The sequence below is a fragment of the Caenibius sp. WL genome (assembly GCF_019803445.1).
Lineage (GTDB): Bacteria > Pseudomonadota > Alphaproteobacteria > Sphingomonadales > Sphingomonadaceae > Caenibius.
Map to the genome: position 1 here is coordinate 20,438 of NZ_CP081844.1, position 24,719 is coordinate 45,156.

The 24,719-nt window shown below is 62.5% G+C and carries 30 protein-coding genes and 1 tRNA gene; 10 read left to right on the forward strand and 21 right to left on the reverse strand.

Annotation, left to right across the window (positions count from 1 at the left end; all coding sequences use genetic code 11):
* Position 1: 1 nt before the first annotated feature.
* Genes K5X80_RS00125 through K5X80_RS00135 form a run of 3 tightly spaced genes read right to left on the reverse strand, consistent with a single transcriptional unit; the run spans position 2 to position 1,665 of the window.
* The gene (locus tag K5X80_RS00125) at positions 2 to 436 is read right to left on the reverse strand and encodes a cytidine deaminase (protein WP_222558857.1); all 435 of its coding nucleotides are present in this window, start codon (positions 434 to 436) and stop codon (positions 2 to 4) included.
* Between the two features lie 28 nt (positions 437 to 464).
* Complete coding sequence (locus K5X80_RS00130; protein ID WP_222558858.1) at positions 465 to 1,163, reverse strand: glycoside hydrolase family 25 protein; 699 nt, start codon at positions 1,161 to 1,163, stop codon at positions 465 to 467.
* Between the two features lie 19 nt (positions 1,164 to 1,182).
* A complete protein-coding gene (locus K5X80_RS00135) occupies positions 1,183 to 1,665 on the reverse strand; it encodes a UPF0262 family protein (RefSeq protein ID WP_222558859.1) in 483 nt (160 codons plus the stop codon).
* Between the two features lie 129 nt (positions 1,666 to 1,794).
* On the opposite strand from K5X80_RS00135, the gene K5X80_RS00140 reads away from it, so the two are divergent.
* Positions 1,795 to 3,306, forward strand: coding sequence for a replicative DNA helicase (locus K5X80_RS00140; protein ID WP_222558860.1), 1,512 nt, complete (start codon positions 1,795 to 1,797; stop codon positions 3,304 to 3,306).
* On the opposite strand, the gene K5X80_RS00145 is transcribed toward K5X80_RS00140, so the two are convergent.
* The gene (locus K5X80_RS00145; protein WP_222558861.1) at positions 3,297 to 4,529 is read right to left on the reverse strand and encodes a phospholipase D-like domain-containing protein; all 1,233 of its coding nucleotides are present in this window, start codon (positions 4,527 to 4,529) and stop codon (positions 3,297 to 3,299) included. The two genes, K5X80_RS00140 and K5X80_RS00145, sit on opposite strands and share 10 nt — an antisense overlap.
* A gap of 194 nt (positions 4,530 to 4,723) precedes the next feature.
* Here K5X80_RS00145 and rpoZ point away from each other — a divergent pair, with 194 nt between their 5' ends.
* Positions 4,724 to 5,068, forward strand: a complete 345-nt coding sequence (gene rpoZ / locus K5X80_RS00150) for a DNA-directed RNA polymerase subunit omega (protein ID WP_222558862.1) — start codon at positions 4,724 to 4,726, stop codon at positions 5,066 to 5,068.
* A gap of 133 nt (positions 5,069 to 5,201) precedes the next feature.
* Here rpoZ and K5X80_RS00155 read toward each other — a convergent pair whose 3' ends face one another.
* Entirely contained in the window at positions 5,202 to 5,348 is a 147-nt protein-coding gene (locus tag K5X80_RS00155; protein ID WP_222558863.1) for a hypothetical protein, read from the reverse strand.
* A gap of 159 nt (positions 5,349 to 5,507) precedes the next feature.
* Positions 5,508 to 7,454 (reverse strand): ATP-dependent zinc metalloprotease FtsH, encoded by a 1,947-nt coding sequence (gene ftsH / locus K5X80_RS00160; protein ID WP_261390578.1) that lies wholly within the window; start codon positions 7,452 to 7,454, stop codon positions 5,508 to 5,510.
* Positions 7,455 to 7,618: 164 nt separating this feature from the next.
* On the opposite strand from ftsH, the gene K5X80_RS00165 reads away from it, so the two are divergent.
* The 5 genes from K5X80_RS00165 (at position 7,619) to K5X80_RS00185 (ending at position 10,267) form a co-directional block, all read left to right on the forward strand.
* The gene (locus K5X80_RS00165) at positions 7,619 to 8,065 is read left to right on the forward strand and encodes a nuclear transport factor 2 family protein (RefSeq protein WP_222558864.1); all 447 of its coding nucleotides are present in this window, start codon (positions 7,619 to 7,621) and stop codon (positions 8,063 to 8,065) included.
* 33 nt (positions 8,066 to 8,098) lie between these two features.
* Complete coding sequence (locus K5X80_RS00170; protein ID WP_222558865.1) at positions 8,099 to 8,461, forward strand: EthD domain-containing protein; 363 nt, start codon at positions 8,099 to 8,101, stop codon at positions 8,459 to 8,461.
* A 37-nt stretch (positions 8,462 to 8,498) separates the two neighbouring features.
* Positions 8,499 to 8,864 carry an EthD domain-containing protein gene (locus K5X80_RS00175; protein ID WP_222558866.1) on the forward strand — a complete coding sequence of 122 codons (366 nt, stop codon included), beginning with the start codon at positions 8,499 to 8,501 and terminating at the stop codon, positions 8,862 to 8,864.
* Positions 8,861 to 9,319 (forward strand): nuclear transport factor 2 family protein, encoded by a 459-nt coding sequence (locus K5X80_RS00180; RefSeq protein ID WP_222558867.1) that lies wholly within the window; start codon positions 8,861 to 8,863, stop codon positions 9,317 to 9,319. The genes K5X80_RS00175 and K5X80_RS00180 overlap by 4 nt, the downstream gene beginning before the upstream one ends.
* A gap of 171 nt (positions 9,320 to 9,490) precedes the next feature.
* Complete coding sequence (locus K5X80_RS00185) at positions 9,491 to 10,267, forward strand: lipocalin family protein (protein WP_261390726.1); 777 nt, start codon at positions 9,491 to 9,493, stop codon at positions 10,265 to 10,267.
* 152 nt (positions 10,268 to 10,419) lie between these two features.
* Here the strand turns inward: K5X80_RS00185 and K5X80_RS00190 are convergent, their stop codons facing one another.
* Positions 10,420 to 10,791: a DoxX family protein gene (locus K5X80_RS00190; RefSeq protein ID WP_222558301.1), complete on the reverse strand. Its 372-nt coding sequence runs from the start codon at positions 10,789 to 10,791 to the stop codon at positions 10,420 to 10,422.
* Positions 10,792 to 11,221: 430 nt separating this feature from the next.
* Here K5X80_RS00190 and K5X80_RS00195 point away from each other — a divergent pair, with 430 nt between their 5' ends.
* The gene (locus K5X80_RS00195; protein ID WP_222558869.1) at positions 11,222 to 11,425 is read left to right on the forward strand and encodes a hypothetical protein; all 204 of its coding nucleotides are present in this window, start codon (positions 11,222 to 11,224) and stop codon (positions 11,423 to 11,425) included.
* A gap of 23 nt (positions 11,426 to 11,448) precedes the next feature.
* Here K5X80_RS00195 and K5X80_RS00200 read toward each other — a convergent pair whose 3' ends face one another.
* The 5 genes from K5X80_RS00200 to K5X80_RS00220 form a co-directional block, all read right to left on the reverse strand.
* The gene (locus K5X80_RS00200; RefSeq protein ID WP_222558870.1) at positions 11,449 to 11,952 is read right to left on the reverse strand and encodes an ImmA/IrrE family metallo-endopeptidase; all 504 of its coding nucleotides are present in this window, start codon (positions 11,950 to 11,952) and stop codon (positions 11,449 to 11,451) included.
* Positions 11,936 to 12,406 carry a hypothetical protein gene (locus K5X80_RS00205; protein WP_222558871.1) on the reverse strand — a complete coding sequence of 157 codons (471 nt, stop codon included), beginning with the start codon at positions 12,404 to 12,406 and terminating at the stop codon, positions 11,936 to 11,938. The genes K5X80_RS00200 and K5X80_RS00205 overlap by 17 nt, the downstream gene beginning before the upstream one ends.
* On the reverse strand, positions 12,403 to 12,759 hold the full coding sequence (locus K5X80_RS00210) for an energy transducer TonB (RefSeq protein ID WP_222558872.1): 357 nt from the start codon (positions 12,757 to 12,759) through the stop codon (positions 12,403 to 12,405). Before K5X80_RS00210 ends, K5X80_RS00205 begins: the two co-directional genes overlap by 4 nt.
* Before the next feature lie 170 nt (positions 12,760 to 12,929).
* Positions 12,930 to 13,340 carry a nuclear transport factor 2 family protein gene (locus K5X80_RS00215; protein ID WP_222558873.1) on the reverse strand — a complete coding sequence of 137 codons (411 nt, stop codon included), beginning with the start codon at positions 13,338 to 13,340 and terminating at the stop codon, positions 12,930 to 12,932.
* 50 nt (positions 13,341 to 13,390) lie between these two features.
* Positions 13,391 to 14,056: a hypothetical protein gene (locus tag K5X80_RS00220; protein ID WP_222558874.1), complete on the reverse strand. Its 666-nt coding sequence runs from the start codon at positions 14,054 to 14,056 to the stop codon at positions 13,391 to 13,393.
* Between the two features lie 465 nt (positions 14,057 to 14,521).
* On the opposite strand from K5X80_RS00220, the gene K5X80_RS00225 reads away from it, so the two are divergent.
* Positions 14,522 to 15,715 carry a hypothetical protein gene (locus K5X80_RS00225; RefSeq protein WP_222558875.1) on the forward strand — a complete coding sequence of 398 codons (1,194 nt, stop codon included), beginning with the start codon at positions 14,522 to 14,524 and terminating at the stop codon, positions 15,713 to 15,715.
* Here the strand turns inward: K5X80_RS00225 and K5X80_RS17240 are convergent.
* From K5X80_RS17240 to K5X80_RS00255, 6 genes are all read right to left on the reverse strand, one after another.
* Positions 15,624 to 15,959: an Arm DNA-binding domain-containing protein gene (locus K5X80_RS17240; protein WP_349306069.1), complete on the reverse strand. Its 336-nt coding sequence runs from the start codon at positions 15,957 to 15,959 to the stop codon at positions 15,624 to 15,626. The genes K5X80_RS00225 and K5X80_RS17240 overlap by 92 nt on opposite strands.
* A 143-nt stretch (positions 15,960 to 16,102) precedes the next feature.
* A tRNA-Gly gene (locus K5X80_RS00235) sits at positions 16,103 to 16,176 on the reverse strand.
* Between the two features lie 109 nt (positions 16,177 to 16,285).
* On the reverse strand, positions 16,286 to 17,341 hold the full coding sequence (locus K5X80_RS00240) for a phosphotransferase family protein (protein WP_222558877.1): 1,056 nt from the start codon (positions 17,339 to 17,341) through the stop codon (positions 16,286 to 16,288).
* Between the two features lie 8 nt (positions 17,342 to 17,349).
* On the reverse strand, positions 17,350 to 18,552 hold the full coding sequence (locus tag K5X80_RS00245) for an acyl-CoA dehydrogenase family protein (RefSeq protein ID WP_502778666.1): 1,203 nt from the start codon (positions 18,550 to 18,552) through the stop codon (positions 17,350 to 17,352).
* Positions 18,553 to 18,554: 2 nt separating this feature from the next.
* Positions 18,555 to 20,636: a 3-hydroxyacyl-CoA dehydrogenase NAD-binding domain-containing protein gene (locus K5X80_RS00250; protein WP_222558879.1), complete on the reverse strand. Its 2,082-nt coding sequence runs from the start codon at positions 20,634 to 20,636 to the stop codon at positions 18,555 to 18,557.
* The gene (locus K5X80_RS00255) at positions 20,633 to 21,628 is read right to left on the reverse strand and encodes an NADPH:quinone oxidoreductase family protein (RefSeq protein ID WP_222558880.1); all 996 of its coding nucleotides are present in this window, start codon (positions 21,626 to 21,628) and stop codon (positions 20,633 to 20,635) included. The genes K5X80_RS00250 and K5X80_RS00255 overlap by 4 nt, the downstream gene beginning before the upstream one ends.
* 85 nt (positions 21,629 to 21,713) lie before the next feature.
* On the opposite strand from K5X80_RS00255, the gene K5X80_RS00260 reads away from it, so the two are divergent.
* Positions 21,714 to 22,370, forward strand: coding sequence for a TetR/AcrR family transcriptional regulator (locus K5X80_RS00260; protein WP_222558881.1), 657 nt, complete (start codon positions 21,714 to 21,716; stop codon positions 22,368 to 22,370).
* Positions 22,371 to 22,395: 25 nt separating this feature from the next.
* Here the strand turns inward: K5X80_RS00260 and K5X80_RS00265 are convergent, their stop codons facing one another.
* From K5X80_RS00265 to K5X80_RS00275, 3 genes are all read right to left on the reverse strand, one after another.
* Positions 22,396 to 22,719 carry a GIY-YIG nuclease family protein gene (locus K5X80_RS00265; RefSeq protein ID WP_222558882.1) on the reverse strand — a complete coding sequence of 108 codons (324 nt, stop codon included), beginning with the start codon at positions 22,717 to 22,719 and terminating at the stop codon, positions 22,396 to 22,398.
* A gap of 99 nt (positions 22,720 to 22,818) precedes the next feature.
* The gene (locus K5X80_RS00270) at positions 22,819 to 23,853 is read right to left on the reverse strand and encodes an alpha/beta fold hydrolase (protein ID WP_222558883.1); all 1,035 of its coding nucleotides are present in this window, start codon (positions 23,851 to 23,853) and stop codon (positions 22,819 to 22,821) included.
* Positions 23,850 to 24,716, reverse strand: coding sequence for a sugar phosphate isomerase/epimerase family protein (locus tag K5X80_RS00275; protein ID WP_222558884.1), 867 nt, complete (start codon positions 24,714 to 24,716; stop codon positions 23,850 to 23,852). The genes K5X80_RS00270 and K5X80_RS00275 overlap by 4 nt, the downstream gene beginning before the upstream one ends.
* Positions 24,717 to 24,719 lie beyond the last annotated feature (3 nt).

A 24,719-nucleotide genomic window follows, 5' to 3' on the forward strand; every position in this document is an offset into this window, starting at 1 on the left:
GTCAATCGCGTTGCAGGCTTTCGGGGCCGAACGGTTGCGGCAACAGGGCGGACAGGCGCGTGGCCACGGCATCGCTCTCGTTGGCGCACCACACCAGCGGATCGCTCGCCCCCAGCGCGGCAAGTTCGTGCAGGATCTGCCGGCACCGCCCGCAGGGCATGACGGGGGGCGTGTCGGCAGCCGCACCCGCAACGAACACCGCCACCGCTTCCAGCCCGCCGCGCCGCCCATCGGCCATGGCCTTGGCCACCGCCACCGTTTCGGCGCACAGCGTCAGCCCGTAGCTGGCGTTTTCGACATTGGCCCCGCTCACCACCGTGCCATCGGCAAAAGCCAGCGCGGCCCCGATCTTCAGCCCCGAATAAGGGGCATAGGCAAAGTCCGCCGCCCGCCGCGCCGCCACGATCAGCGCATCCCGATCGGAATCATCGCTCATCCGCCCGATCCTTTCCTGCCCGCGCGGGTCACGGCTGCACCACCACCCAGCGCACTTCGCCGTCGCCCGCTTCGGTGCGCAGCATCGTATTGGCGGTCCACAATGTCCATGGCCGCCCGGCATAATCGGGATGGAAATAGGTCCGGGTGAGCCAGAGATTGCGTTTCAGCCGCGCGGCGAGGCGATAGGTGCTTTCGAACCGGGGGGACACTTTCAGCAGCGCCGCCTTGCCCACGTGCCCTTCCACCTGATTGAGGAAGGTCATCAGTTCGCTTTCGACCATCGCCTCGCTCACCCGGCGGGGGCATTTCTCCGCCGTCCGTTCCAGCGCGATGGCCGGCGGCAGCAGCGCCGGATCGCGCGCCACCACGGTGACGAAATTGCCCGATTGCGGATCGGCGGTGATGCACGGATCGTAATCGTGCACCGCCCCCACCTGCAGCCCGGCGGCGCGCGCGGCGGCGAACATGCGGACGAAATCGGGATTGCGCGCGTCGCCGCCCTCGCTCGCTTCGATATAGGCGAAATCGGCGCCGATCGCGCGCAGGGCGCGGAAGTCGACGGCGGTATCCCCCACTTCGACCAGCACCCCCTGTTTGGGGAACGATTCGCGCGACGGGGTCCAGTGGATCAGTTGCCACCAGCCGAAACCGCCCGCGATCAGCGCGATCAGCAACAGGGCGGCGGGCCAGCGCAAGCGCGCGGCAAGACTGCGTTTTCTGCTCATGATGCCCCTGCCCCCTGCCTCAGCCCTTGATATGCAGCACGCAGATCAGAGTGAAGAGCCGCCGCGCGGTGGAAAAATCGGTTTCCACTTTGCCTTCCAGCCGTTCCAGCAACAACCGTGCCGCATCGTTGTGGATCGCGCGCCGGGCCATGTCGATGGTTTCGATTTCCTGCGCGGTGGCCTTGCGGATCGCCTGGAAATAGCTGTCGCAGATGGCGAAATATTCGCGCACCGGGCGGCGGAAGCGGGCGAGGCCCAGCCCCAGCGTTTCCATCGCCATATCCTCCTGATTGCGGATTTCCATCAGGAGCCGCCCATCGGCCACCGACAGGCGCACCCGCCATGGCCCATCGTGCCCGGCTTCGGCCAGGCGCAACGGCATGAAGCGGTTTTCCTCGATCAGATCGAAAATCGCGATGCGCCGTTCCTGCTCGATATCGGCGCTGCGCCAGATGATGGTCGCATCGTCGAGTTCGATGTGGGAGATTCGGTGGTCGGCCATAGCGCAGCGCGCTCTTTCGCAGATGCGGGCAAGGGGGGGCAAGAGAAGATCGTCCATCCCCGATATCCACAAGCCCCGGCCCCCTCGCGCACCTTGCCTTTCCCCCGTGAGGAGGGGCATGGGTCGCACATGCCCCAGGAAGACCTTCTCACCCGCCCCGGCGACGCGCCCGCCATCCGCACGCTGCCCGCCAATATCGAAGCGGAAGCCGCTTTCCTCGGCGCGGTGCTGATCGACAACCGGGTGATCGAGGACCTCCAGACGCCGCTACGGGCCGACCATTTCTACGAACCGGTGCATCGCCGCATCTACGAACGCATCCTCACTTTGGTGGACCGGCAGGCGCGCGTGACCCCGGTCACGCTCAAGCCCTATTTCGAAAGCGACGAAGCGCTGCGCGAACTGGGCGGGATCACCTACCTCGCCCGGTTGACCGCCGATGGCCAGGGTTTGCTGACCGTGCGCGAACTGGCCGAACAGATTTACGATCTGGCGCTGCTGCGCGAACTGGTCAGCGTCGGCCGCGATCTGGTGGACGGCGCGCTCGACACCTCGCAGGAAGTCGCGCCGATGGAGCAGATCCAGAAAGCGGAAGCCGCGCTCTATTCGGTGGCGGAAGGGGCTTCCAGCGGGAACGAAGCGCAAAGCTTCGGCGCGGCGACGTACAAGGCGCTGGGGATGATCGAAACCGCGATCAATTCCGGCGGCCACGTTTCCGGCACCACCACCGGCCTGACCAGCGTCAACGAAAAAGTCGGCGGGCTGCACAATTCCGACCTTATCATCCTCGCCGGGCGGCCGGGCATGGGCAAGACCTCGCTGGCCACCAATATCGCCTTCAACGCCGCCGACCGCCTGCTGCGCGACCGGCAGGACGGTATCCCCGATGCCGAATCGATCGGCGCCGCAACCGCGTTCTTCAGCCTGGAAATGAGCGCCGACCAGCTTGCCACGCGTATCCTGGCGGAACAGGCCGGGATCAGCGGCGAAGCGCTGCGCATGGGCAAGATCAGCCGCGACGATTTCCAGCAGCTTTCCTACGCCAGCCAGCGGCTGGCCGAACTGCCGCTCTATATCGACGATACGCCCGCGCTCACGATCGCCGCGATGCGCGCCCGCGCCCGGCGGTTGAAACGGCGGCACAATATCGGCCTGATCATCGTCGACTATCTCCAGCTTCTGCAAGGCAGCGGGCGGGCGACGGACAACCGCGTGAACGAAATTTCCGAAATCAGCCGCGGGCTCAAGACGCTGGCCAAGGAACTGGAAGTGCCGGTAATCGCGCTGTCGCAGCTTTCGCGTGCGGTCGAACAGCGTGACGACAAGCGTCCGCAGCTATCCGACCTGCGCGAATCGGGCTCGATCGAACAGGACGCCGATATGGTGTGGTTCGTGTTCCGCGAGGATTACTACGTCGCGGCCAAGGAACCCAAAGTCCCGCAGAACGACGACGATGCCCGCGCGCACGAAGCCCATGCCTCGTGGGCGGCGGAAATGGAGCGGGTGCACGGCCTGGCCGAACTGATCGTGGCCAAGCAGCGCCACGGTTCGACCGGCAAAGTCCGTCTGCGCTTCGAATCGAAAATCACCCGCTTCAGCGATCTGGCCGACGACGCGCTGGCTTCGCACTCCTATGAGTGATCGCTTTCCTCCTCATCCCCGGTTTCGATGCCGTCTTCGAACTCTTCCTCCCGCACATAGACGGCCCCCAGGCCGAGATTGAGGCGGCGGGTGATCGAATAGTCGACCACCGTCACCAGGAACCAGCTCAGGCCCCAGCGGATGCGGTTGAACAGGCTGCGCCGCGAACGGTCGACCGCCACGGTGATCCTCTGCGACGCGCCCAGTTGTTGCCCGACAAAGGCCCGCATCCGTTGGGCCAGCGCGGCATCCTCGATCCGGAACATCAGTTCGAGATTGAGGTAGAGGCTGCGGACATCGAAATTGCCGCTGCCGATATAGACCACGTCATCGACCACGATCAGCTTGCTGTGCAGCATGGCGGGCAGGAATTCCCAGATCTTGACCCCGTTGCGCAGCAGCCGTTTGTAAAGCAGGCGCGAAGCGCCGACCGTGGCCCCGTTGTCCGACCGGCTCGGCAGCAACAGGCGCGCCCTGCCCCCGCGGCCGATCCGCGCGATCTTGCGCAGCATCAGCGGGGCGGGCGTGAAATAGGCCATCACCATGTCCAGCCGGCGCGCCTGCGACAGGTCCCTGCTGACGCAGCGGGCCCAGTTGCTGAGGAATTTCGTCGGCCCGCCGACGAGAATCCGCATCGGCCCCTCGCCCGTGTCCCAGTCGCGCACCAGCTTGCGGATCGCCAGCAATTGCGCATCGCTGTCCGCCGTCCAGCGCGACAGGTGATCGAACCAGGTTTCCAGCCGGGCGACGCTGGGCCCGGTCAGGGCCATGCCCAGATCGCACCATACCGTGGGGGCAGGAGGGGCGAAATAATCGTCGGCCACGTTGAACCCGCCGATCATCGCCGTCTGGCTGTCGGCGATCACCATTTTCTGATGGTTGCGGATCAGATAGCGGCGCGACAGGCGCGGGCTGAAGAACAGGCAGGTCCCGCCCGCCTGCTCCAGCGGCGCGAAGAAGGCGGCGCTGGCGCTGCAACCGAAGCGGTCGACGATCAGCGTCACCGCCACCCCGCGTTCGGCGGCGACCACCAGCGCATCGCGCACCAGCCGCCCGCTCCGGTCTTCCGCGAAGATATAGAAACACAGCTTGAGCGTGCACCGCGCGCCGCCGATCATCGCCAGCAAGGCGTCCAGCCGGTCCGGCCCGCCGGGGTAGAAAGTCAGGTCATGACCGTGAACGGCAACGGAAAAAGGCGGGGGATCGTAATAGGGACCATCCATGGTCGAACCGTCTGCGCCTCCTCCACCGATGCGGGAACCCCGTATCTCCCCTGCGATGCAGGCCCGTTGCCGCCGCATCGCCGATGCACCGGCTGCTCTAGCGGGGTCCACCCACGCTGAAAACCTTGACTTTGCGCCGGGTTCCCGATAGGGGACCCTCTTTCCCGCAAGGTCCAACTTTTCCTGGAGTGCCCATGGCGCGCGTTACCGTCGAAGATTGCGTCGACAAGATTCCCAATCGTTTCGATCTCGTTCTGCTGTCCGCCCAGCGCGCCCGGGAGATTTCCGGCGGTGCGGAACTGACGGTCGACCGCGACCGCGACAAGAACCCGGTCGTGGCTCTGCGCGAAATCGCCGAACAGACGGTTCGCCCCAAGAATCTTCAGGAAGCGCTGACCCAGTCGCTGCAACGCGTCCTGCCCGACGATGAAGACGAAGCCGATGAAATCGGTTCGCTGAGCCAGTCGGCCGAAGCGCTGCGGATCACCGCCTCGGCACCGGTCCGCAACACCTCCATCGGCGGCGATTACGAAGGCTGACATCACGGCCTGATCCTTCCCCACCCGGCGCCGAATCGCCGGGGCGCCGAAATCGCGCGATTTCGGCCGGTGGGGAGCGATAGTCTCCCATAGTATCGGAGAGCGTCGGCAAGCGGCGCTTCTCAACGGCCTGTCATCCGGGCCGCCCGCCATGCCCCTCAGCGGCAGGCCCTTCCCATTTCTGCGGATAGAGATCGGCCACCGCCTTGCGCGGCGTGCTCCATGCACGTCCGGCGGCGCGATCCCTCTCGATCCGGTTCTTCCCGCATGGTACGGCCACCGCTCGTTCGGCCCCCGCACCCATCCGCTCCTGAACCTGTCGGCATAGGCGCGGTGCCTGCTGTCGTTTAAGCCCCAAAGAAAACACCGGGGCGGCAACGGGGCTGGATCGCGCCTTCCGTTGCCGCCCCGGTGCTTACCGGTTCAACGTTTTGCTGGTTCAGACGCCTTGCGGAGCCGTCCCGCCGCCGAAGCGCTTGCCGCCCGCCTTGGGAATGGCCGAACCGTGGACCGGGCGAATGCTCGTCGGGCCCTTGGGCTCTTCCGGCCGGTCGATTTTGCCGGTCTTCATCAGCTCGTCGATTTCCTCGCCGTTCAGCGTTTCGTATTCGAGCAGGGCCTGCGCCAGAAGGTGCAGCTTGTCTTCCTGCGTCTTGAGGATTTCCGTCGCACGGGCATGCGCGTTTTCGACCAGCCCGCGGATTTCGGAATCGATCAGCTTGTTCGTCTCGCTCGAAGACATCAGCCGCTGCGCGCCGCCCATGCCGAGATAGCCTTCCTGCTGCTCCTCATATTGCAGCGGACCGAGCTTGTCCGACATACCCCACTTGGTGACCATGTTGCGCGCCAGGCTGGTGGCATACTGGATATCCGACGAAGCGCCCGAGGACACCTTGTCATGGCCGAAGATGATTTCTTCCGCCACCCGGCCACCCATGCTGACCGCCAGATTCGCGTGCATCTTGTCACGATGATAAGAGTAATTGTCCCGTTCCGGCAGGCGCATGACCATGCCCAGCGCGCGGCCGCGCGGAATGATCGTCGCCTTGTGGATCGGGTCCGATGCCGCCTCGTTGATAGAGACGAGCGCATGGCCCGCCTCGTGATAGGCGGTCATCTTCTTCTCGTCCTCGGTCATCACCATGGAGCGGCGTTCGGCCCCCATCATGACCTTGTCCTTGGCGTCTTCGAATTCCTGCATCGCCACCAGGCGCTTGTTGCGCCGGGCCGCCAGCAGCGCCGCCTCGTTGACGAGATTGGCCAGATCCGCGCCCGAGAAGCCCGGCGTGCCGCGCGCGATGGTGCGCGGATTGACGTCGGGGGCGAGCGGAACCTTCTTCATGTGGACGGACAGGATCTGTTCGCGCCCTTCGATATCGGGGATCGGCACGACCACCTGGCGATCGAACCGGCCCGGGCGCAGCAGAGCGGGATCGAGCACATCGGGGCGGTTGGTCGCCGCAATGATGATAATCCCCTCGTTCGCTTCGAACCCGTCCATTTCGACCAGAAGCTGGTTCAGCGTCTGTTCGCGTTCGTCGTTCGAATTGCCGAGACCGTGGCCACGATGGCGGCCGACCGCGTCGATTTCGTCGATGAAGACGATGCACGGCGCGTTCTTCTTCGCCTGCTCGAACATGTCGCGCACGCGGCTGGCGCCGACGCCGACAAACATTTCGACGAAGTCAGAGCCGGAAATGGTGAAGAACGGCACGCCCGCTTCGCCCGCGATGGCGCGGGCGAGCAGCGTCTTGCCGGTGCCGGGCGAACCGACCAGCAGCGCGCCCTTGGGAATCTGGCCGCCCAGCTTGGAGAAACGGTGCGGATCGCGCAGGAACTCGACGATTTCCTGCAATTCTTCCCGTGCTTCATCGATCCCGGCGACATCGGCGAATGTCACCCGGCCATGGCGTTCGGTCAGCAGCTTGGCCTTGGATTTGCCGAAGCCCATCGCGCCCGAACCGCCGCCCTTCTGCACATGGCGCAGAGCGAAGAAAGCGACGCCCAGAATCAACAGGAACGGCAGCGACTGGATCAGGATATAGAGCAGGACATTGGGTTCTTCCGCGGCCTTGCCTTCGAACTGGACATCGTTCTGTTCGAGCAGTTGCGGCAGAGTGGTATCACCCGGCACCGGCACCGTGGAGAACGGTTGATCGTTCTTCAGCACGCCGGTGATCCGGTCCTTGCCGATTTCGACGCGCGCCACGCTGCCTTCAGCGACCTTGTCGCGGAATTGCGAATAGGGGATCGGCGCGCCGCCGGGCTGAGTCCCGGCACTGAACATCGACACCATCAGCAAGAGGGCGAGGAAAATCCCCCCCCACACCATCAGGCTTTTCGCCCAGGGGTTCGGGTTGCCGTTCGGTTCTTGCTTGTCGCTCATCCACGCAGTCCTGATTTCGAATGCCCCCAATGTAGGGGGCCCGGCATGAATGACAAGTTGAGCGATAGGCCGTTTTCCGCCTCTGCCCCGTGGACAGCACGGGGATCGGGCCATATCACCCGCACCACGCTATCGCGATGCACGCAGGCGAACGGGAGAAGGACGTGGACAGGCTCGACAAGCTGGAAGCGATCGAAGCAATCAAGGCATTGAAAGCACGGTATTTCCGCACGATGGATACGAAGGACTGGGCCGGGCTCGAAGCCGTCTTCGCGCCCGATCTGATCGCCGATTTCCGGCTGGCGACGGGCCAGTTCGACGAAACCCAGCTCACACATGGCGCGGCGCCCTATGTCGCGAAAATGGCGCCGATGCTGCAGGACGTGTCGACCGTCCACCATGGCCATATGGCGGAAATCGCAATCCTCGCGCCCGATTCGGCCACCGGTATCTGGGCGATGGAAGACAAGCTGTGGCCGCAGGCCGGTTCGCAACTGCCGTTTCGCATGCTCCACGGCTATGGCCATTATCACGAACGCTATGTCCGCCTCGACGGTGAATGGCGCATTGCGGAAATCAAGCTGACCCGGCTGCGGGTCGACGTGCAATAGGGTTCCGGCAACACGGTTTTGGGAGATACGACAATGTTCAAATGCATGGCCCTGCTGCGCAAGCGCGCGGATATCAGCCGCGAACAGTTCATCGATTATTATCAGAACAACCATTCGGTGCTGATTCGCAGCCTGCTGCCGGGAATTATCGATTACCGCAGCAATTTCCTCGACATGGAAGGCGCATTCCTGTTCCCGGATGCGGCCCCCATCGATTTCGACGTGATCACCGAAATCTGGCTGGAAGACCGCGCCACCTATGACCGGTTCATCGCCGCGTCGGCCGATCCGGAGATCGCCCGCCAGATCGCGGAGGACGAGGAACACCTGTTCGAACGCGGCGCCTCGCGTATGGTCGTGGTCGAAGAACGCCAATGGACCGGGCCCGCCGCCTGATCCGCCGGGCGAGGGAAAACCGCCGGGGAGAAACGCCATGATCAAATGCATCGCGCTGCTCAGGAAACGCGCCGACCTCTCGCGGGAGGATTTCATCGCCTATTACGAAACCAGGCATGCGCCGCTGGTGCTCTCGCTTCTACCGGGCATTGTCGAATACCGGCGCAGCTTCGTGCAGCCGGGCGGCGCATTCCCCGCGGCCGACGGCAGCCCGATCGATTTCGATGTCATCACCGAAATCTGGCTGCCCGATCATGAGGCGCACCAGCGTTTCCTCGCCCGCGCGACGGACTCCGAAATCGCCAGACGCCTTGCCGAAGACGAAGCGATGATGTGCGATGGCGCGGCCACGCGCATGGTCGTGGTCGAAGAACACACCAGCCCGATGGGAGCAATACTATGAATGACGCCCTCCAAGCCCTGCTCGACGAGCGGGAAATCACCCGCGGGCTGTCCCGCTTCGCCCGGATTCTCGACACCAAGAGCTGGGACGAACTGGGCGATGTCTTCGCCGACGATCTCAGCTTCGATTACGGCACCGGCGTGGAACAGCGCGGCATGGCCGAACTGCGCACCAACATGACCCGCTTCCTCGACAAATGCGGCGGCACGCAGCACCTGATCGGCAGCATCCTGGTCGATGTCGACGGCGACCGCGCCACCAGCCGCGCCTATGTCCAGGCCCGCCACCAGCGGACCGGCGATCACGCGGGCCCGGTGTTCGATTCCAACGGCGAATACATCGACCAGTGGGAACGGCGCGCAGCAGGCTGGCGGATCGTCCGCCGCGATGCCCGCTGGGCCAGCCAGACCGGCGATCCCGCGATCATCGGGGCGGGCACCAGCGAACTGGGATAACCGCCACGCGCCACTGGGGTCGTGCCGTCAATAATAATGGCTAACCCTATCAAAGAGCGCATAATTTCGAGGTAGCGGGAACCGCAAAATAGGATAGAAGCCCAGAAACTTCGCCATTCTGGGATATCCTCTATCGCAGGATACCCCCAATCCTACCCCCAAACGCTCTTGATGGCGATTGATTATGGCGGATGGAGCCGCCTGTCGTGGGCACGTACGCTGCGTGCTGGGTGGCGCGATAACCGCCTCAAGCATCCCGCCACAACGGGACCACATACGCTCCAATGTCTCAAGAGCTGGAGCCTTCGGCAACGCCGGAGCGGCAACGAGGGTTGGGCAACCTTTTCCCAAAATGAGCGTTTCGGCCTCGGCATCAAGCCTAAGGATCGATTCTCTATGAACAGGAAGTACCTTGCCACAACAGGCCTGATCGGTGCCCTTCTGGCCACAACTGCGTGTGCAGTCATTCCTCGCCCTGGCCCTGTTGGCAACCACGCGGTTCCTGAACCCGTCAAACGGGTCGATGTTAATAAGTACATGGGACGCTGGTACGAGCAATTCCGTTACGAAGCATCGTTCCAGAAAGACATGGACGCGGTCACTGCCGACTACTCCCTGAACGATGACGGCACCGTGAAGGTGGTAAACCGGGGGCAAAAGCCAAACGGTAAATTCAAGCAATCGACGGGCAAGGCGAAGATCGTTGATCCCACGACCAACGCGAAGCTCAAAGTATCGTTTTTCGGCCCGTTTTATGGCGACTATTGGGTCTTGGATCACGGAGAGAACTACGAATGGTCCCTCGTCGGTGAACCATCCGGTCGGTATCTGTGGGCGCTCACTCGCACAGCCCGGCCAGCGCCGGAGATGATGGCAATGCTTGAAAACAGGGCGAAGGAATTGGGATACGACTGGTCCCTGGTTCGCGTGACCAAGCAGCCGAACTGATCAGCTAACGTCGTCCCGCGTAGATACTCGCGATGCGTGGCGGCCCTCTTGAGTGCTGCCGGGCAGTTGGGACCTATCCTATGTCACGGTTAAGGCAGGGATGGCGGTGGAGGAGGTATGGAACGGATCAGAACTGAGCACGCCAACTACGGCTACTTTTTTGATACGCTCCAGATGCCTGGGCCCTGCGTCGCAATGAACAGAAAAACGAAGCAGTAAAGCGCGATTGTCTCGCCGCCGTTGGTGATTGGATATATCCCCTTGGTCGCGTGCGTCAGCCAGTAGCCAACAGCCGCCATACCACTGGCGATGAAGGCAGCAGGCCGTGTGGCAAAACCGATCATAATCAGTGTCCCAGCCACCAGCTCGATGATGCCGGCGGAAGTGAGCAAGGGGTTCAACTTCATCGGAAATGGTGCCGGAAAATTGAAGAATTTCTGAACACCGTGCGAGAGAAACAGCAGGCCGCTGACGATGCGCAGCAATGCGTAGGCGGGACCGTTCAAGCCAATCAAGAACTTCATACCATCTCCGTCGCATGATGGACGATTAAGCCGAGAACAATTCACAGGGAGCGCCGTCGGTAGCGAAGGCAGACATCACAGGCGCTGCCGCCAAAGATCCCGGACGACACGCAAATCGTGAAGACCTGTCTACTGTGCCGCTCGGCAAGCCGTCAACGTTTCTCGACGAACACGGTGCAGCGGCATGGGAAGGGTTCAAGCGAGAACTGCCCTGAAGGGGCGGAGTTAGGGGGCCTTAAAATACCGCCACAACACCCCATCTCTGGCATGGTCGTGACGGTATCTCCCCCTCATGAAACCGTCACGGCCACGGTTCGGCGAGCGGAACAAGCACTTCATCGACGATCGGGCGGATCAGCACGATGAGCCGACCCGATATCAAGGGTCAACTGTGGTATGTTCCCTGTGAACGGGGAGCAAGGAAACAGCCATGGTTACCTACTCCCTTGTGTTCCTGCGTGATGGCATTGGCAAGGCACAGCGGGTCGAGTGTGAAGCACCCGATGTTTCCGCCGCTCTCAACCCTCCGATCTACACCACCCCCGGACGCGTTGCCGAGCTATGGGACGGTGACAGGAAGATCGCGTACCTGAAAAGCTGGGAGGAAGGCCTACGGGAGATTGATGGCTCGTGAAAACCCCGCCGGAGCGGGGTTAGTTAAGCTGCATCGGCTTTGTTCGTTTCGTAAGGTACGCCAAGTTGGATCGACATGGTGCTCCGCGACACCTCAAAGTGTCGCGCTAATTCAGCGACGGTCGAAAGACCGTTATCCGTAGCTTCGCGGATCAAATGCCACGGCATGAGTATGTCAGCCGCCATGCGGTTGGCCTGCGTCTCTATCGTACCGCTCAACTTCGAACGGTACAGTCCGTCATCGGTGATCCCGTCACCGATGAGCGATTTATGTAATGCGAAGTGCGCGATCTCGTGGGCAGTTGTGAACCGACGGCGAACCTTAGGATGGTTCCCGTTGACGAAAATCGCGTATCCGCTCGGTCCGCCAAGCTTGTCGTCCTTACGGATCAGACCGGAAATATCGTCATCCCAATCCTTGACGTGATAGACCTTCAATCCAAGGGCCGCGGCGATATCGAGAGTTTGGACGGGTGCGCGTTGTTGGTGCGCACGAATGATGCGTTCAGCTTCAAGAATTCCGCTCATCTCCGTCCTCCTTTCGTTCCACCTCTATAACACTGGCTAGATCGAATGTCGCTGGCTGATTGACACCGCTCAACCCTTCATCGCCATCCTTCTTCGCATTGATCGCAGCCATGGCATTAGTCGCCACCTCGTCGGCTTTCGATATCGCCGCCGACTTGATGGACTGATATCCGATGAAGCCAGCCAGGCCGAGCCCAATGCTGGCCACCGCAATAATCAAGCTCAAAATATCGAGTTGGATGGCTATAATATCAAGACCATCCGGCAGCGCTTGACCCTTGGCAACTGGCTCGACCTTCACAGCCCTTAGGCTGGCCCACGCTTCAGCTAACTTGACTACCATCGTTATCGCACCGAGCACCCCGAGCGCCCGCCAGAACCACTTCCACTTTAACTCCATGCGATCCCCCAACGCATAAAATCCCCCTGTCCCATCGCCACAGTCTTTACTCACACACCCTCATTGCTGGCGGGTGTTGCAGTTTTACCAGGTGGATTTCGGTAGCGTACTACGCTGCCGTATGTTCCTTCTACGGGCTTACCGTTTACCATTTCCGGTTTGAATTTTGCCCTCCTCATTATCAGGGTGCACGTTACGCTAGCAAACTTCGGATCGCCGATAATCTTGATGACTTCGCACGATTTGGGCAGTCCATCGACGCCCACCTTTACAGAAAATGATACCACAGCAGCGTCAGTGTGCTCAGGTGCTTCCTGCGCGGGATTGGTGGGGCTGGACTCTTCCTGCGTATGAGCCTGTGATGCAGTGGAAAGCGTCACAGCGAGTGCGAATATTGTCCAACGCATATGCCTAAACGTTTTTCGTTGTGGTGCAGATCGACATCCTTGAGTTGCTCCTATCCCGCATGAAGTAGCGCAATTCCGCCAAAATTCGCACTTCCTCTCACAAGGTAAAACGGCATACTCGCTTTCAGTTCTTTCACTTTACCCAAGTGGACATCGAAGAAACTGTTGGCTCAATCAGCAGCGTGAGCTCCCATGAAATACGGATCGAGCATCATGCCTTCGGGTGGCGTGAACCAAGTGCGAATGTAAGCCACTTTGCCGGCCTCATCGATCGTGTAGACCTCGATCCCTTCGATCACGATCTTCTCGCCATTGATCATGCCCGTACTGCGAACATGGCAGGCGGCCTGATCGGAGCAAATCTGCATAAGCACGGGTTCGATGTGCCAGATTTGCCCATCCTTGAACGAGTTGTCCCAGCTTAGCTTGACGGCTTCAAGCCCGATCTTTGTCGGTCCGCCGACGGGATCTTCAAACACGATATCGGGCGCGAAGTTGGCCTCCCACCGCGAACGGTCCTTCGCATTCCATGCATCGAAGTGCGTATGCATGGCCTGTTCGATTTGCTGGCGTGTGGGCATTGCTCTCTCCTTTAACTCCGCTCCTCTTGGGGAGCTGGTCCAGGGACTTCTTAAGGTGCCGAAGCCGATGCGGGAACTACGCCTGCCGCCGCGGGTGTAGCTGGCGTCACCGGGACCTCAAGCACCTGCGGTTGCACGGCAACGGGCCGAAAAGCGATGTCTTCGTCGAGAAAACCTTTCACACCCGCCCCGCTTGCAATCATCGCACTGGTGCCAGTGGTGAAGAAGCCTGCAATCGGGATCAGCGCGATAGATGCGACAACTCCTCCGGTGCCGGTCACGCCCTTGTCATCGAACGTCCCTGTCAGTCGAATATGACGATCACCAAGCCGCAGAGACACGATACGCGCTCCGATATATCCCGACTTGCCCCACATGCCCTTGTTACGGACTTCGGTGATTTCTCCGATAGCCGGAGTACCCGCCGGGATAACCGTGACCCCGTTCATGGTCACATTCGATGCGACTTCCATCTGGAAACGCTGCCCGACCCTAAGCTTCTTCTTTTTAGTCGTGAGCTCTTCCCGCATGATAAGAGGGATCTCGGCGCCCGCCCTGAGAATATTGGGCTGGGCAACCGGCTCGAGGACCGCAACAGTTTGGCTTGCCGGCGCAGCAGCAACTACTGCTTGCATGGAAGCATCTCCAACCTGGCCCCAAGCAGGTACAGTCATCACGATCGCAGCCGAACATGCGGCCCAGTATACAACTTTCATGAACATCCCCCCGGATACGGCTGTCCCCCTGACGGCCATCGCTAACGTGCTCCCATGCCCAAACCGGAGTCAACGCGGTAATTGATCTCCGCCAGGGGTTTTCGGTTGGCAAGAGGGGGGCGGACGGAAGCGACCGGCAGAAATTTGCGGGTCCTACCGGAGCGTTTTGAAAGGGGTAAGCGCTCAGGGACCGCTTTTTCGAACCCAGACACCGCTCGCACCCTCAGTTTCTGTTTGAAGTTTCAGTTAGTTATCTGGATTTCCAGACACGTCTGTGCCTACGCGGAAAATTCGACACTATCGCTCTAGGTGTAACGGTTATTTGTGTCGCTATCAGACTGCTCATTCCATGCTCTGGAAACGTGACCCGCCAACTCAAGCCAGAATGCCGCGTCGGCTGTTCTATTTCTTTCGGGCGCGATCAATCGGATAGATTGCTTCGATTAGGTGTGAAAGAATGCGGCCATGAGGGAGAAGATCAAACAGAATTGGATGCGTTTGTGGGCATGGACGGTTCCACACCTAGCCAAGGCTATTTATGGCGTTCGGTCCTTTGGGCGCAAGCGTGCCGCGCGGATTGAAATCGCCATCTGGCTTATTTCAGCAGTGGTTGCCGCAACGTCATGCAGGTATCTTCAGTCGTGGTTATCGCCCCATATCAGCGCTCCTGTTGTCGCCAGCCTGCAAACGCTGACCGTAACCATCGGCAGCGCGATTATCGGGGCGACTGCCATTGCTTCCTCGTTTGTGCTGTTTGCCATTCAGGTGAATGTCGAGCGTTTGCCCTACGGGCTATTCCAGCGATTTAGCTCTGACTGGAAGTTAATGACGGCTTTCGCGCTCTCGTTTTTTGTAGCGATCGGTGGGGCGTCCTTGTCACTGATATCCAAAGCCAATTGGGTGGCGGCGATCGTCATGCTCGAAGTGGGGGCGGTCGTCGCCGTGCTTCGCTTGCTTCTTTTTGCCTACCGCCGCTCGCTACATCTTGTGAATCCGTTTCAGCAATTGGGCCTGATGTATCGACGCGCCGACCGGCAGTTGGAAAGCATAGACCGTCACATTCGCTGGACGACTGCGCATCTGACCCAGTCGGTAGGGCAGGAGCTAGATGTCAACCGGCGCGTAATTCTGGATGCAAGCCCGAACTGGGACCGTGTTTTGAGGGACACGATCGAACAAGCCGTCGCGTTTGCTCGCAGGGCTGGCGAACAGGGTGATCTGGAGATATCCGCCGCCGCTTTGAAAACCGTGGTAAGCTTGAACCAGCGCTACATCTATATCAAAGGCCGGACATTCTTCGCCAATAATCTGTTGATCGATAATCCCCTCGTCACGGATGCTATTATCAATTCAACCTTGGAAGCGCTACGCCGTCTCAAGAATATCCGCTGGCTCGATATCCGTGATAGGCATCTGGCCGACGGAGCCTCTAAGCAGGCCCAGCAGGTACTCGCTGCGGCTGGCCGTGGCAGGAGCCCAGCCCTTCTCGCCATCGCGCTTGCGCTTCTCGCAATACTCCACAGCGATCATATTGAAGGTGTTTGCCGCTTCCGTCCGCGCTCGGGCCTTATCGCGCTGTTTCTCCCGCGAGGGATCCTTGCCCGCCGCGATCAGTTCGCGGGCTTCGTCCCCGACGCCTGCGGGCTTCGCTCAGACTAACGTCTGGGTATGCCCCCATGGCCAACAACTTCTCACGGCCATCGATCCGGTACTTGAGCCGCCACAGCTTACCCCCGGCAGGTGTGACCAGGAGGAACATCCCAGCACCGTCCGTCATCTTGACGGCCTTGGCTCCCGGCTTTGCTTTCCTGATGGCCACATCTGTAAGCGCCATGTGCTTTCCCAACCCTCCGGGACCTGTACCCCCGAGATACCCCAACAAAGGGGGTATCGCATTGGCCATTTGCAGAAAGCCCCCAAGAACTACCCCCACAGAGTGGCGGCTTTCAGCGGAAGAAGGCGAACGCTAGCGGCCTAACGAGAGGTAAAATACCTAGGATTCTTGGGGTTTGTCCAGACGAATACGAACGTCAGCGGTCTGGAAATTGGAGCGGGTAGCGGGAATCGAACCCGCCTAACTAGCTTGGAAGGCTAGGGCTTTACCACTAAGCTATACCCGCTCAGCCGCGGCCCGCTTGCCATCATTCGACCGGCTTCGTCAACCGCCATTCACACAATGGGGCGCTGTCCGTCATACGATCTTCGCTTCGGGCAAGCGGCAGGCGGCGATCACATCCGGGCGTCGTCCTCGCCACAGGCGATGCGCCAGCCGAGCGCGGCGATCTGCGCCGCTTTCGCGCCGTGCAGTGCGGCGGCCTCGCTCGACGCGTTACCTTCCAGCGCGCGCTTGTAAACGCCCTGCCGGATGCCGGCGTTGCGGAACAACGCGAAAGCCAGCGCATAGCGCCAGTGCGCAGGATCGATCGGCCCCGCCCCCGTCTGTTCCTGATAGCGCGCGAGATAGGCCTGTTCCGACGGGATGCCGAGCGCGGGCAGATCGGAATCCGAGAGCCCCCGGAACCCTTCGGCATTCACCCGCCAGGCCATGACATGCTGGGCTAGGTCGGCGAGCGGATGGCCGAGCGTGGAGAGTTCCCAATCGAGCACCGCGATCACTTCGGGCCGTTCGGGATGGAAGATCAGATTGTCGTTGCGATAATCGCCATGGACCACGCGGCTTTCTTCCAGCCCCGGATCGTTGGCCGGCAGCCATTCGATCAGCCGGTCCATCGCTTCGATGGTCTGCGTTTCGGTCGCCCGGTACTGTCTGGTCCAGCGGCCGACCTGCCGCGCGAAGTAATTGCCGGGCTTGCCGAAATCGGCCAGCCCCACGGCCACCGGATCGACCGCGTGGAGCCGCGCCAGCACGGTGATCATCGCGTCATAAATCGCCGCACGCTCCGCCGGTTGCATATCGGGCAGGCGCGCATCCCAGAAATTGCGGCCCGAAGCATGCTCCATCACGAAGAACGGCGTGCCGACCACTTCCGGGTCCTCGCACAGCGCCAGCGGGCGGGCAACGGGCACACCCGTGCCAGCCAGCGCCGCCGTGACCTTGTATTCCCGCTCCACCGCATGGGCGGACGGCAACAGCACGCCGGGCGGCTTCTTGCGCAGGACCATGCGCGGCTGGCCATCGACGAGGATCGCATAAGTCGGGTTCGATTGCCCGCCCGCGAACTTCTTCGCCGAGATTGCGCCGGTCAGTTCCGGGAACCGTTCGCGCAGCCACGGATCGAGCCGCGCGAGGTCCAGCCGGAAACGGTCGGAAGTATCGTCCGCCATCGGTCCGCTCACCCGTGCTTGACGAGTTCGAGCCGGCCGATCTGGTGGCGGTGCACTTCGTCCGGCCCGTCGGCAAAACGGATCTTGCGGGCATGGGCGTAGTATTCGGCGAGGAAGAAATCCTGGCTCAGCCCAGCCGCGCCATGCGCCTGGATCGCCCAGTCGATCACCTGGCAGGCCATGTTGGGCGCAGCCACCTTGATCATGCCGATTTCGGCCTTGGCCGCCTTGTTGCCCACCGTGTCCATCTTGTGCGCGGCGTGCAGCGTTAGCAGGCGCGCCTGATCGATCAGGATGCGCGAATTGGCGATCCGTTCGATAATGACGCCCTGTTCCGCCAGCGGCTTGCCAAATGCCACCCGGCTTTTGACCCGCTTGCACATCGCCTCCAGCGCGCGTTCGGCCATGCCGATCTGGCGCATGCAGTGGTGGATGCGGCCCGGCCCGAGGCGGGCCTGCGCGATTTCGAACCCGCGCCCTTCGCCCAGCAGCATGTTCGATGCCGGAACACGGACGTTGTCGAAAATCATTTCCATGTGCCCGTGCGGCGCATCGTCATAGCCGAACAGCGTCATCGGGCGGACGACGGTGATCCCCGGCGTATCGCGCGGGATCAGGATCATCGATTGCTGCTTGTGCTTTTCAGCGGTGGGATCGGTCTTGCCCATGAAGATCAGGATCTGGCAATCGCGTTCCCCGATCCCGGAAATCCACCACTTGCGCCCGTTGATGACATATTCATCGCCATCGCGCACGATCGAGCTTTCGATATTGGTGGCGTCCGACGAGGCCACGCCCGGCTCCGTCATCACGAAGGACGAACGCATCCTGCCGTCCAGCATCGGTTCGAGCCAGCGCTGCTTGTGCTCCTCCGTCCCGAAGCGTTCCAGCGTTTCCATGTTGCCGGTGTCGGGCGCCTGGCAGTTGAACACCTGCGGTGAGAAATGGACGCGGCCCATTTCCTCGCACAGCGGAGCGTATTCGAGATTGGTCAGCCCCGCGCCGTGCCGGGATTCGGGGAGGAACAGGTTCCACAGCCCTTCCGCCTTGGCCTTGGCCTTCAACTCGTCGATCAGCGGCACGGGGGCCCAGCGGTCCCCTTCGGCCTTCTGCTGATAATAGAGCTTTTCGTTGGGGTAGATATGTTCCGCCATGAACGCGCGCAGGCGCGCCAGCAGGTCGGCGGTCTTCGCGTTGTGTTCGAAACCGATGGTCATGCGTAGAACCCCTTGCCTTCGCGCACGCGCTCGACGAGCAGCGGCGCGGGCGTCCAGTATTCGTCGCCATGCTGGCTGCGGAATTCCTCGATCCGAGCAAGAACCTTGTCGAGCCCGATCTGGTCGGCCCAGAACATCGGCCCGCCGGTATAGGCCGGGAAACCGAGGCCGTTGATCATCGCCACATCGATATCCTGCGGACGGGCAGCCACGCCTTCGCCGAGGATTTTCGCGCCTTCGTTGACCATGGCATAGACGAGGCGTTCGATCGTTTCCTGCTCGCCGATTTCGCGCAGGGCCAGGCCGTGCTTTTCGGCATGGGCGGCGATCATGGCGTCGGTGGCCGGGTTATGGCTTGCCTTGCGGTTTTCGTCATAGGTGTACCAGCCCGAGCCGGTCTTCTGGCCAAGGTTGCCCTGCGCCACCATCTGTTCGACGAAATCGGCGCGCAGTTCGCGCGGGGAGGCGCTGGCCGCCCGCGATTTGCGCGCGGCGGCCTGCACGTCGAGGCCCGCCAGATCGCCCAGCGCGAACGGCCCCATCGGGAACCCGAAGCCCTGCACCGCCTTGTCCACCACTGCGGGGGCGGCGCCTTCTTCCACCAGGAAGAAGCCTTCGCGCGACCGCTTGGACAGCATGCGGTTGACGATGAACCCGTCGCACACGCCTGACAGGACGGAGAGCTTGCCGATCCGCTTGCCGAAATCCATGATCGTGGCGACCACGGCCGGATCGGTGCGTTCCGCCCGGACATTTTCGAGCAGGCGCATGACATTGGCCGGGTTGAAGAAGTGCATCCCGCACACGTCTTCCGCGCGGCCCGAGGCATCGGCCAGTTTCTCGATATTGAGGAACGAGGTGTTGCTGGCCAGAATCGTGCCCGGTTTGGTGACCTTGCCCAGTTGGGCGAACACCGCTTCCTTGGTGGCGAGGTCTTCGGTCACCGCTTCGATCACCAGATCGACCGCGCCGAGATCGGCCGGATCGGTGCTGCGGGTGATAAGCGCCAGTTGCCGGTCCATCTGTTCCTGGCTCATCCGGCCCTTCTTGACCGTGGAGCCCCACATCTTCTCGATGGCGCCCACGGCCTTGGCCACGTGTTCGTCATCGAGGCCCACGGCGACCACCGGAATCCCGGCGGCGGCAACCGCCATCACGATGCCCCGACCCATCACGCCCAGCCCGATCACACCGACTGCGTTCACGTCGCGCGCAGTGACGTCGGCGGGCAGGCCCGGCACGCGGGCAACTTCGCGTTCGGCAACGAACACATGGCGCAGCGCCTTGGACTGCGGCCCGGCGATGGCTTCCTTGCACAGCGCATATTCGCGCTCCAGCGCTTCGGGGAAAGGATAGTCATAGCCGAGGCGAATGGCATCGAGCGCGAGCAGCGGCGCGGTCTGGCCGCGCATGGTGCGGGCGAGATTCTTGCGCGCCTCTTCGAACAACGCCGGATCGTCTTCCGGCATCGGCAGATTGCCCGCACTGCGCGGCCCCACGCCCGCAGCGACGAGTTCGGCGGCATAGGCATGCGCGGCTTCCGCCAGATCGCCTCCGGCGATCCGGTCGATCAGGCCGGATTCGAGCGCTTTCTTCGCATTGATCTGCTTGCCCGTAGTAACGAGATCGATCGTCGTGGCCAACCCCGCCAGGCGCGGTGTGCGCTGCGTGCCGCCAGCGCCCGGCAGCAGGCCGAGCTTCACTTCGGGGAAACCGAACCGCGTGGCCGGATCGGCAATGCGATAATGGCACGCCAGCGCCACTTCGAAGCCGCCGCCCAGCACGGTGCCGTGCACCGCCGCGACCACCGGCTTTTCGCAGGCGTCGAGCATGGCGATGGCTTCGGTCAGATTCGGGCCGACCATCGGCTTGCCGAATTCCTTGATATCCGCGCCCGCGATGAACGTGCGGCCCGCGCAGCGCACGATCAGGACCTTGAGTTCCGCATCGGCGTTGAACGCCTGCAACGCATCGACCAGCCCCTGCCGCACCCCGGCGGAGGTGGCATTGACGGGGGGATTGTCGACCAGCGCTTCGGCAATCGGGCCCCGTGTGCTGAATGTCACCATAGCGTTCATTGCGTGTCTCCTTCGGCGGTCATGGTCAGGATCACTTTGCCCTGCGCGCGCCGTTCCATTACGTGATTGATGGCTTCAACCGCCCGGTCGAGCGGGAAAATGGTATCCACCTCAGGCTTGATCTTGCCCGCCGCCAGCCAGTCGAGCAGCTGCGCGATATTGCCTGCGTGATGCACCGGATCGGCGCGCAGCGAATTGCCCCACAGCACGCCCACCGCCGATGCGCTCTTGAGCAGCAGCAGGTTGGCGGGAATTTGCGGAATCTGCCCGGCGGCGAAACCGACCACCAGCAGCCGCCCATACCAGGCGAGCGACTTGATCGCGGGCACGGTCAGATCGCCGCCGACCGGATCGTACACCACGTCCACGCCTTTGCCGCCGGTCAGTTCTTTGATCCGTTCGCGGAAATCCTCGGTCGTATAGTTGATCGTTTCGGCCGCGCCGTATTCGCGTGCCAGCGCCAGCTTCTCGTCGGTCGATGCCGCCGCGATCACCCGCGCGCCCATCAGCGCGCCCAGTTCCACCGCCGCCAGGCCGACCCCGCCCGCCGCGCCCAGCACCAGCAGGGTTTCACCGGGCTTGAGCGCCGCCCGGTCTTTCAGCGCGTGATAGGACGTGCCGTAAGTGATGAGCATGCCCGAGGCCACCACCAGGTCCGCTTCCGCCGGCACCGGGAACGCCTGCGGGGCGGGCACCACCGCCTGCTGCGCAAAGCCGCCGGTGCCGCTGAAGGCCACGATCCGGTCGCCCACGGCAAAACCGCTGACGCCTTCGCCCACCGCGCGCACGATCCCGCCCAGTTCGCTGCCCGGCACGAACGGCACGGGCGGCTTGGTCTGGTATTTTCCCTGCACCATCAGGCCATCGGGGAAATTCACCCCGGCGGCCCGCACATCGATCAGCAGCGCGCCCGGCGCCACGGCGGGCGCTGCGAAAGCGCCGATTTCCAGTGCGTCGACGGGGGCGAATTCCCGGCAGATTACAGCTTTCATTGACATTCCCAACGTTCGTATCAAACACTTGTTTGGACAAAGGGCGATTCGTGTCAACCACCGATTTTGCCGCCAGGGAGCGCCGATGACTGCTAGCAAGGCCACAATGGCCGGGAAAACAACGGAAAATCGCGCCGGGTATGCCAGCCCACGATGGCGCATCTTCCTTGCCGCAGAAGAGCTGGTGGCCGAACGCGGCTTCGAAGCGGTCTCCTCGCGCGACATCACGGCGCGCGCCGGGGTGAACCTCGGTGCGATCAATTACCACTACCGGTCCAAGCACGAACTGCTGATGGAAGTGTTCCGCACCCGCGCGGGCGAACTGAATCAGGAACGGCAGGCGATGCTGCGCGCGGCGCTGGCCGAAAAGCCGCCCAGCGCGCGCGGCATCCTGCGCGCCCTGATCGAACCGCCCACGCTGTGGAGCAGCGACGAGCGGCGCACCGCGCTCACTTATCTCAACCGCGCCCGGCGCGAAGGCCCCGCCGAAGTGCGCGAAATCATCCGCACCGACGTGCGCCATCTGCGCCGCTTCGCCGAAGCGCTGGCCGATGTCCTGCCCGACCTTGCCCGCGAGGATATCCTCTGGCGGCTGCATTTCGCCCTCGGCGTGCTGCACCACAACAGCGCCGCCGATTACGAACGGCTCGCCCTACTGTCCGACGGCAACTGCACCCCCGACGACCGCGATGCGCTGCTCGCCCGGCTGGTGGCGTTTATTTCCGCCGGTTTCGGGGTTTGACGGCCGTTACCTTCGGGTACGCGCGCTATTCTCCGGTTGTTGGCAGCGGTTCGAAGCCCAGGGATACGGCAAGATCACGCCAATCGGGGTTGCAGGTCTCTATCAGAGTCAGCTTCCAGGCGCGGTTCCATTTCTTGATCCGCTTTTCCCGCGTGATTGCCTGCTCCATTGTCGCATGCTGTTCGAACCAGACCAGCCGCTTCACTCCGTAATCACGGGTAAACCCCGCGGTCGAGGCTTCGCGATGTTGATGGACGCGCTGGATGAGATTGGACGTTACGCCAGTGTAGAGCGTGCCGTTGCGCCGTGACGCAAGAATATAGACGGTAGGGCCAAACTTCGGTGCCATGGCTATCTTTTCGTCATTCCCGCGCAGGCGGGAATCCAGCCGCAACGTTGAACTGGATTCCCGCCTGCGCGGGAATGACGAAGGGAAGCGATATCTCCGTCACAATGTGGCGAGGAAATCCAGCAATGCCCTGGTGGTCGCTTCGGGCTGTTCCATCTGGACGAAGTGGCCCGCCCCCTCGATCAGCACCGTGCCGCGCAGATCGGGCACGCGCTGTTTCTGGGTTTCGAGCGCATCGGGCGCGATCATCTGGAGGACGATATCCTGCGCCCCCGCGATGAACAGCGCGGGCACTTCGATATTGGCATCGGCCCAGGGTTCGCCCAGTTCCCAGTTGCGGTCCGCCATGCGGTAGGAATTGAGCCCGCCGATAAAGGCCAGATCGGGTTCGCTGCGCGAAAACTCGTCGGCATAATACTGCATGTCGGCTTCGCTCATCCACGGCCAGGGCAGCGCGGGCGCGGGGGCGAGAACATCGAGATAGCCGGTCCCTTCTGAGGGGTGGTTGACGTAATCCTTGTAATCGCCCTGCCCGCTCAGCGCCCAGAACAGCCGCTTGAGCACTTCGCCCGGCTGCGCGCCCAGTTCCTTTTCCGCCGGGCCGATCGCCTGAAAATAGTGGAGGTGGAGGAAATGCTTTTCCGCCGCCATGGCGAAAGCTTCGCTGGGGCGCATGCCCCCGCCCCATTCCATGCCGCGCTGCTGCTGCGTGGCCTTGCTGCCGTGCCCGGCCCGGCCCGCCAGGTCGAAATCGTAAGGGCAGGCCATGATGACCACGCCCGCCACCCGGTCCGGATGGCGCACCGCGAGATTGCAAACCTGCTGCGCCCCGAAATCGTGGCCGACGAACACCGCCTTGTCCGCGCCCAGCGCGTCGAGCAGGCCGAGCATATCGTCCATCACCTTGTCGGCATCGTATTCCAGCGGGTCCGCCGGCCGGTCGCTGCGGCCATAGCCGCGCTGATCCACCGCCACCGCGCGAAAACCGGCCTTGGCCACCGGTTCCATCTGGTTGCGCCAGCTATACCACAGGCCGGGGAAGCCATGGCAGAACACCACCGGCATACCTTCGCCCATCATCGCGACATGCAGGTTGATGCCGTTGGTTTCCACCATCCGGTGTTCGATAGTCATGCCCTTCTCTCCTTCCAATCCGTATCGATCCGCCGCAGGTTGGCGAGGAGATGGGCTTCCCCCGCCACGCTGTCCTGCGCGGTCAGCAATTCGACTTCCACCAGCCCGGCATAGCCGCGATCCGCAATCGCGCCGAAAATCGCCAGCCAGTCGAGCGTGCCCGCCCCCGGTTCCACCCGGCCCGGTACATCGGCGATCTGGATTCCGCCGATCACATCCCAATGCGCGGCGAGCGCATCCGCCACGTCTTCGCCCATCATCGCGAGATGGCCGGTATCGGCGAGCAAGCGCACTGCGGGGCTGCCCACCGCCTCCACGATGGCGACGCCGGTGGGCAGGCTGTCGACCAGCAGGCCGGGAATCCAGTCGGGCGCGACCGGTTCGATCAGCAGCGTCAGCCCCGCGTCTTCCACCAGCGGCGCCATGGCGCGCAGATTGGCGATCATCGCATCGAGCTGGCTGGCTTTCGAGCGTGCGGGATCGCTTCCCGTCACGCATACGGCGGCCCCGCCCCCGGCCCGCGCCGCCGCCGCGATGCTGGTTTCGACACTGGCGCGGATCAGCGCCTGCGCCGTAGCGTCACGCCTGCTCCACAAGGGTTGATCCCAGTGGGCGAGATCGTTGTTGAACGTCCCCATGGCAAGCCCGAGTTCCGCCATCCGCGCGCCCAGTGCCGCCTGCTCCTCCTCCGGCCGGAGCTTGAAGAACACGTCGAACACCCCGGCAAAGCCCTGCTCCGCCAGAAAATCGAGCTGATCCCTGGCCGCGGGCGAGCGGGCACTGTGCGCGAACAAGGGGCCATCGGGGCTGCGCAGCCCCAAATGCCCGGCCAGCCGCAGGCGATGATTGATCGGTTCCGCCATGTT

What these genes read in the sequence shown, in the direction of transcription:
- K5X80_RS00200 (WP_222558870.1), bottom strand. Translation starts at nt 11,952, where the DNA reads ATGAGCGGAATTCTTGAAGCTGAACGCATCATTCGTGCGCACCAACAA.
- K5X80_RS00125 (WP_222558857.1), bottom strand. Translation starts at nt 436, where the DNA reads ATGAGCGATGATTCCGATCGGGATGCGCTGATCGTGGCGGCGCGGCGG.
- K5X80_RS00250 (WP_222558879.1), bottom strand. Translation starts at nt 20,636, where the DNA reads ATGAACGCTATGGTGACATTCAGCACACGGGGCCCGATTGCCGAAGCG.
- K5X80_RS00185 (WP_261390726.1), top strand. Translation starts at nt 9,491, where the DNA reads ATGGCGATTGATTATGGCGGATGGAGCCGCCTGTCGTGGGCACGTACG.
- K5X80_RS00175 (WP_222558866.1), top strand. Translation starts at nt 8,499, where the DNA reads ATGATCAAATGCATCGCGCTGCTCAGGAAACGCGCCGACCTCTCGCGG.
- K5X80_RS17240 (WP_349306069.1), bottom strand. Translation starts at nt 15,959, where the DNA reads ATGGCCAATGCGATACCCCCTTTGTTGGGGTATCTCGGGGGTACAGGT.
- rpoZ (WP_222558862.1), top strand. Translation starts at nt 4,724, where the DNA reads ATGGCGCGCGTTACCGTCGAAGATTGCGTCGACAAGATTCCCAATCGT.
- K5X80_RS00210 (WP_222558872.1), bottom strand. Translation starts at nt 12,759, where the DNA reads ATGCGTTGGACAATATTCGCACTCGCTGTGACGCTTTCCACTGCATCA.
- K5X80_RS00130 (WP_222558858.1), bottom strand. Translation starts at nt 1,163, where the DNA reads ATGAGCAGAAAACGCAGTCTTGCCGCGCGCTTGCGCTGGCCCGCCGCC.
- K5X80_RS00275 (WP_222558884.1), bottom strand. Translation starts at nt 24,716, where the DNA reads ATGGCGGAACCGATCAATCATCGCCTGCGGCTGGCCGGGCATTTGGGG.
- K5X80_RS00145 (WP_222558861.1), bottom strand. Translation starts at nt 4,529, where the DNA reads ATGGATGGTCCCTATTACGATCCCCCGCCTTTTTCCGTTGCCGTTCAC.
- K5X80_RS00265 (WP_222558882.1), bottom strand. Translation starts at nt 22,719, where the DNA reads ATGGCACCGAAGTTTGGCCCTACCGTCTATATTCTTGCGTCACGGCGC.
- K5X80_RS00140 (WP_222558860.1), top strand. Translation starts at nt 1,795, where the DNA reads ATGCCCCAGGAAGACCTTCTCACCCGCCCCGGCGACGCGCCCGCCATC.
- K5X80_RS00190 (WP_222558301.1), bottom strand. Translation starts at nt 10,791, where the DNA reads ATGAAGTTCTTGATTGGCTTGAACGGTCCCGCCTACGCATTGCTGCGC.
- K5X80_RS00270 (WP_222558883.1), bottom strand. Translation starts at nt 23,853, where the DNA reads ATGACTATCGAACACCGGATGGTGGAAACCAACGGCATCAACCTGCAT.
- K5X80_RS00195 (WP_222558869.1), top strand. Translation starts at nt 11,222, where the DNA reads ATGGTTACCTACTCCCTTGTGTTCCTGCGTGATGGCATTGGCAAGGCA.
- K5X80_RS00240 (WP_222558877.1), bottom strand. Translation starts at nt 17,341, where the DNA reads ATGGCGGACGATACTTCCGACCGTTTCCGGCTGGACCTCGCGCGGCTC.
- K5X80_RS00170 (WP_222558865.1), top strand. Translation starts at nt 8,099, where the DNA reads ATGTTCAAATGCATGGCCCTGCTGCGCAAGCGCGCGGATATCAGCCGC.
- K5X80_RS00215 (WP_222558873.1), bottom strand. Translation starts at nt 13,340, where the DNA reads ATGCCCACACGCCAGCAAATCGAACAGGCCATGCATACGCACTTCGAT.
- K5X80_RS00180 (WP_222558867.1), top strand. Translation starts at nt 8,861, where the DNA reads ATGAATGACGCCCTCCAAGCCCTGCTCGACGAGCGGGAAATCACCCGC.
- K5X80_RS00225 (WP_222558875.1), top strand. Translation starts at nt 14,522, where the DNA reads ATGAGGGAGAAGATCAAACAGAATTGGATGCGTTTGTGGGCATGGACG.
- K5X80_RS00255 (WP_222558880.1), bottom strand. Translation starts at nt 21,628, where the DNA reads ATGAAAGCTGTAATCTGCCGGGAATTCGCCCCCGTCGACGCACTGGAA.
- K5X80_RS00220 (WP_222558874.1), bottom strand. Translation starts at nt 14,056, where the DNA reads ATGAAAGTTGTATACTGGGCCGCATGTTCGGCTGCGATCGTGATGACT.
- K5X80_RS00135 (WP_222558859.1), bottom strand. Translation starts at nt 1,665, where the DNA reads ATGGCCGACCACCGAATCTCCCACATCGAACTCGACGATGCGACCATC.
- ftsH (WP_261390578.1), bottom strand. Translation starts at nt 7,454, where the DNA reads ATGAGCGACAAGCAAGAACCGAACGGCAACCCGAACCCCTGGGCGAAA.
- K5X80_RS00260 (WP_222558881.1), top strand. Translation starts at nt 21,714, where the DNA reads ATGACTGCTAGCAAGGCCACAATGGCCGGGAAAACAACGGAAAATCGC.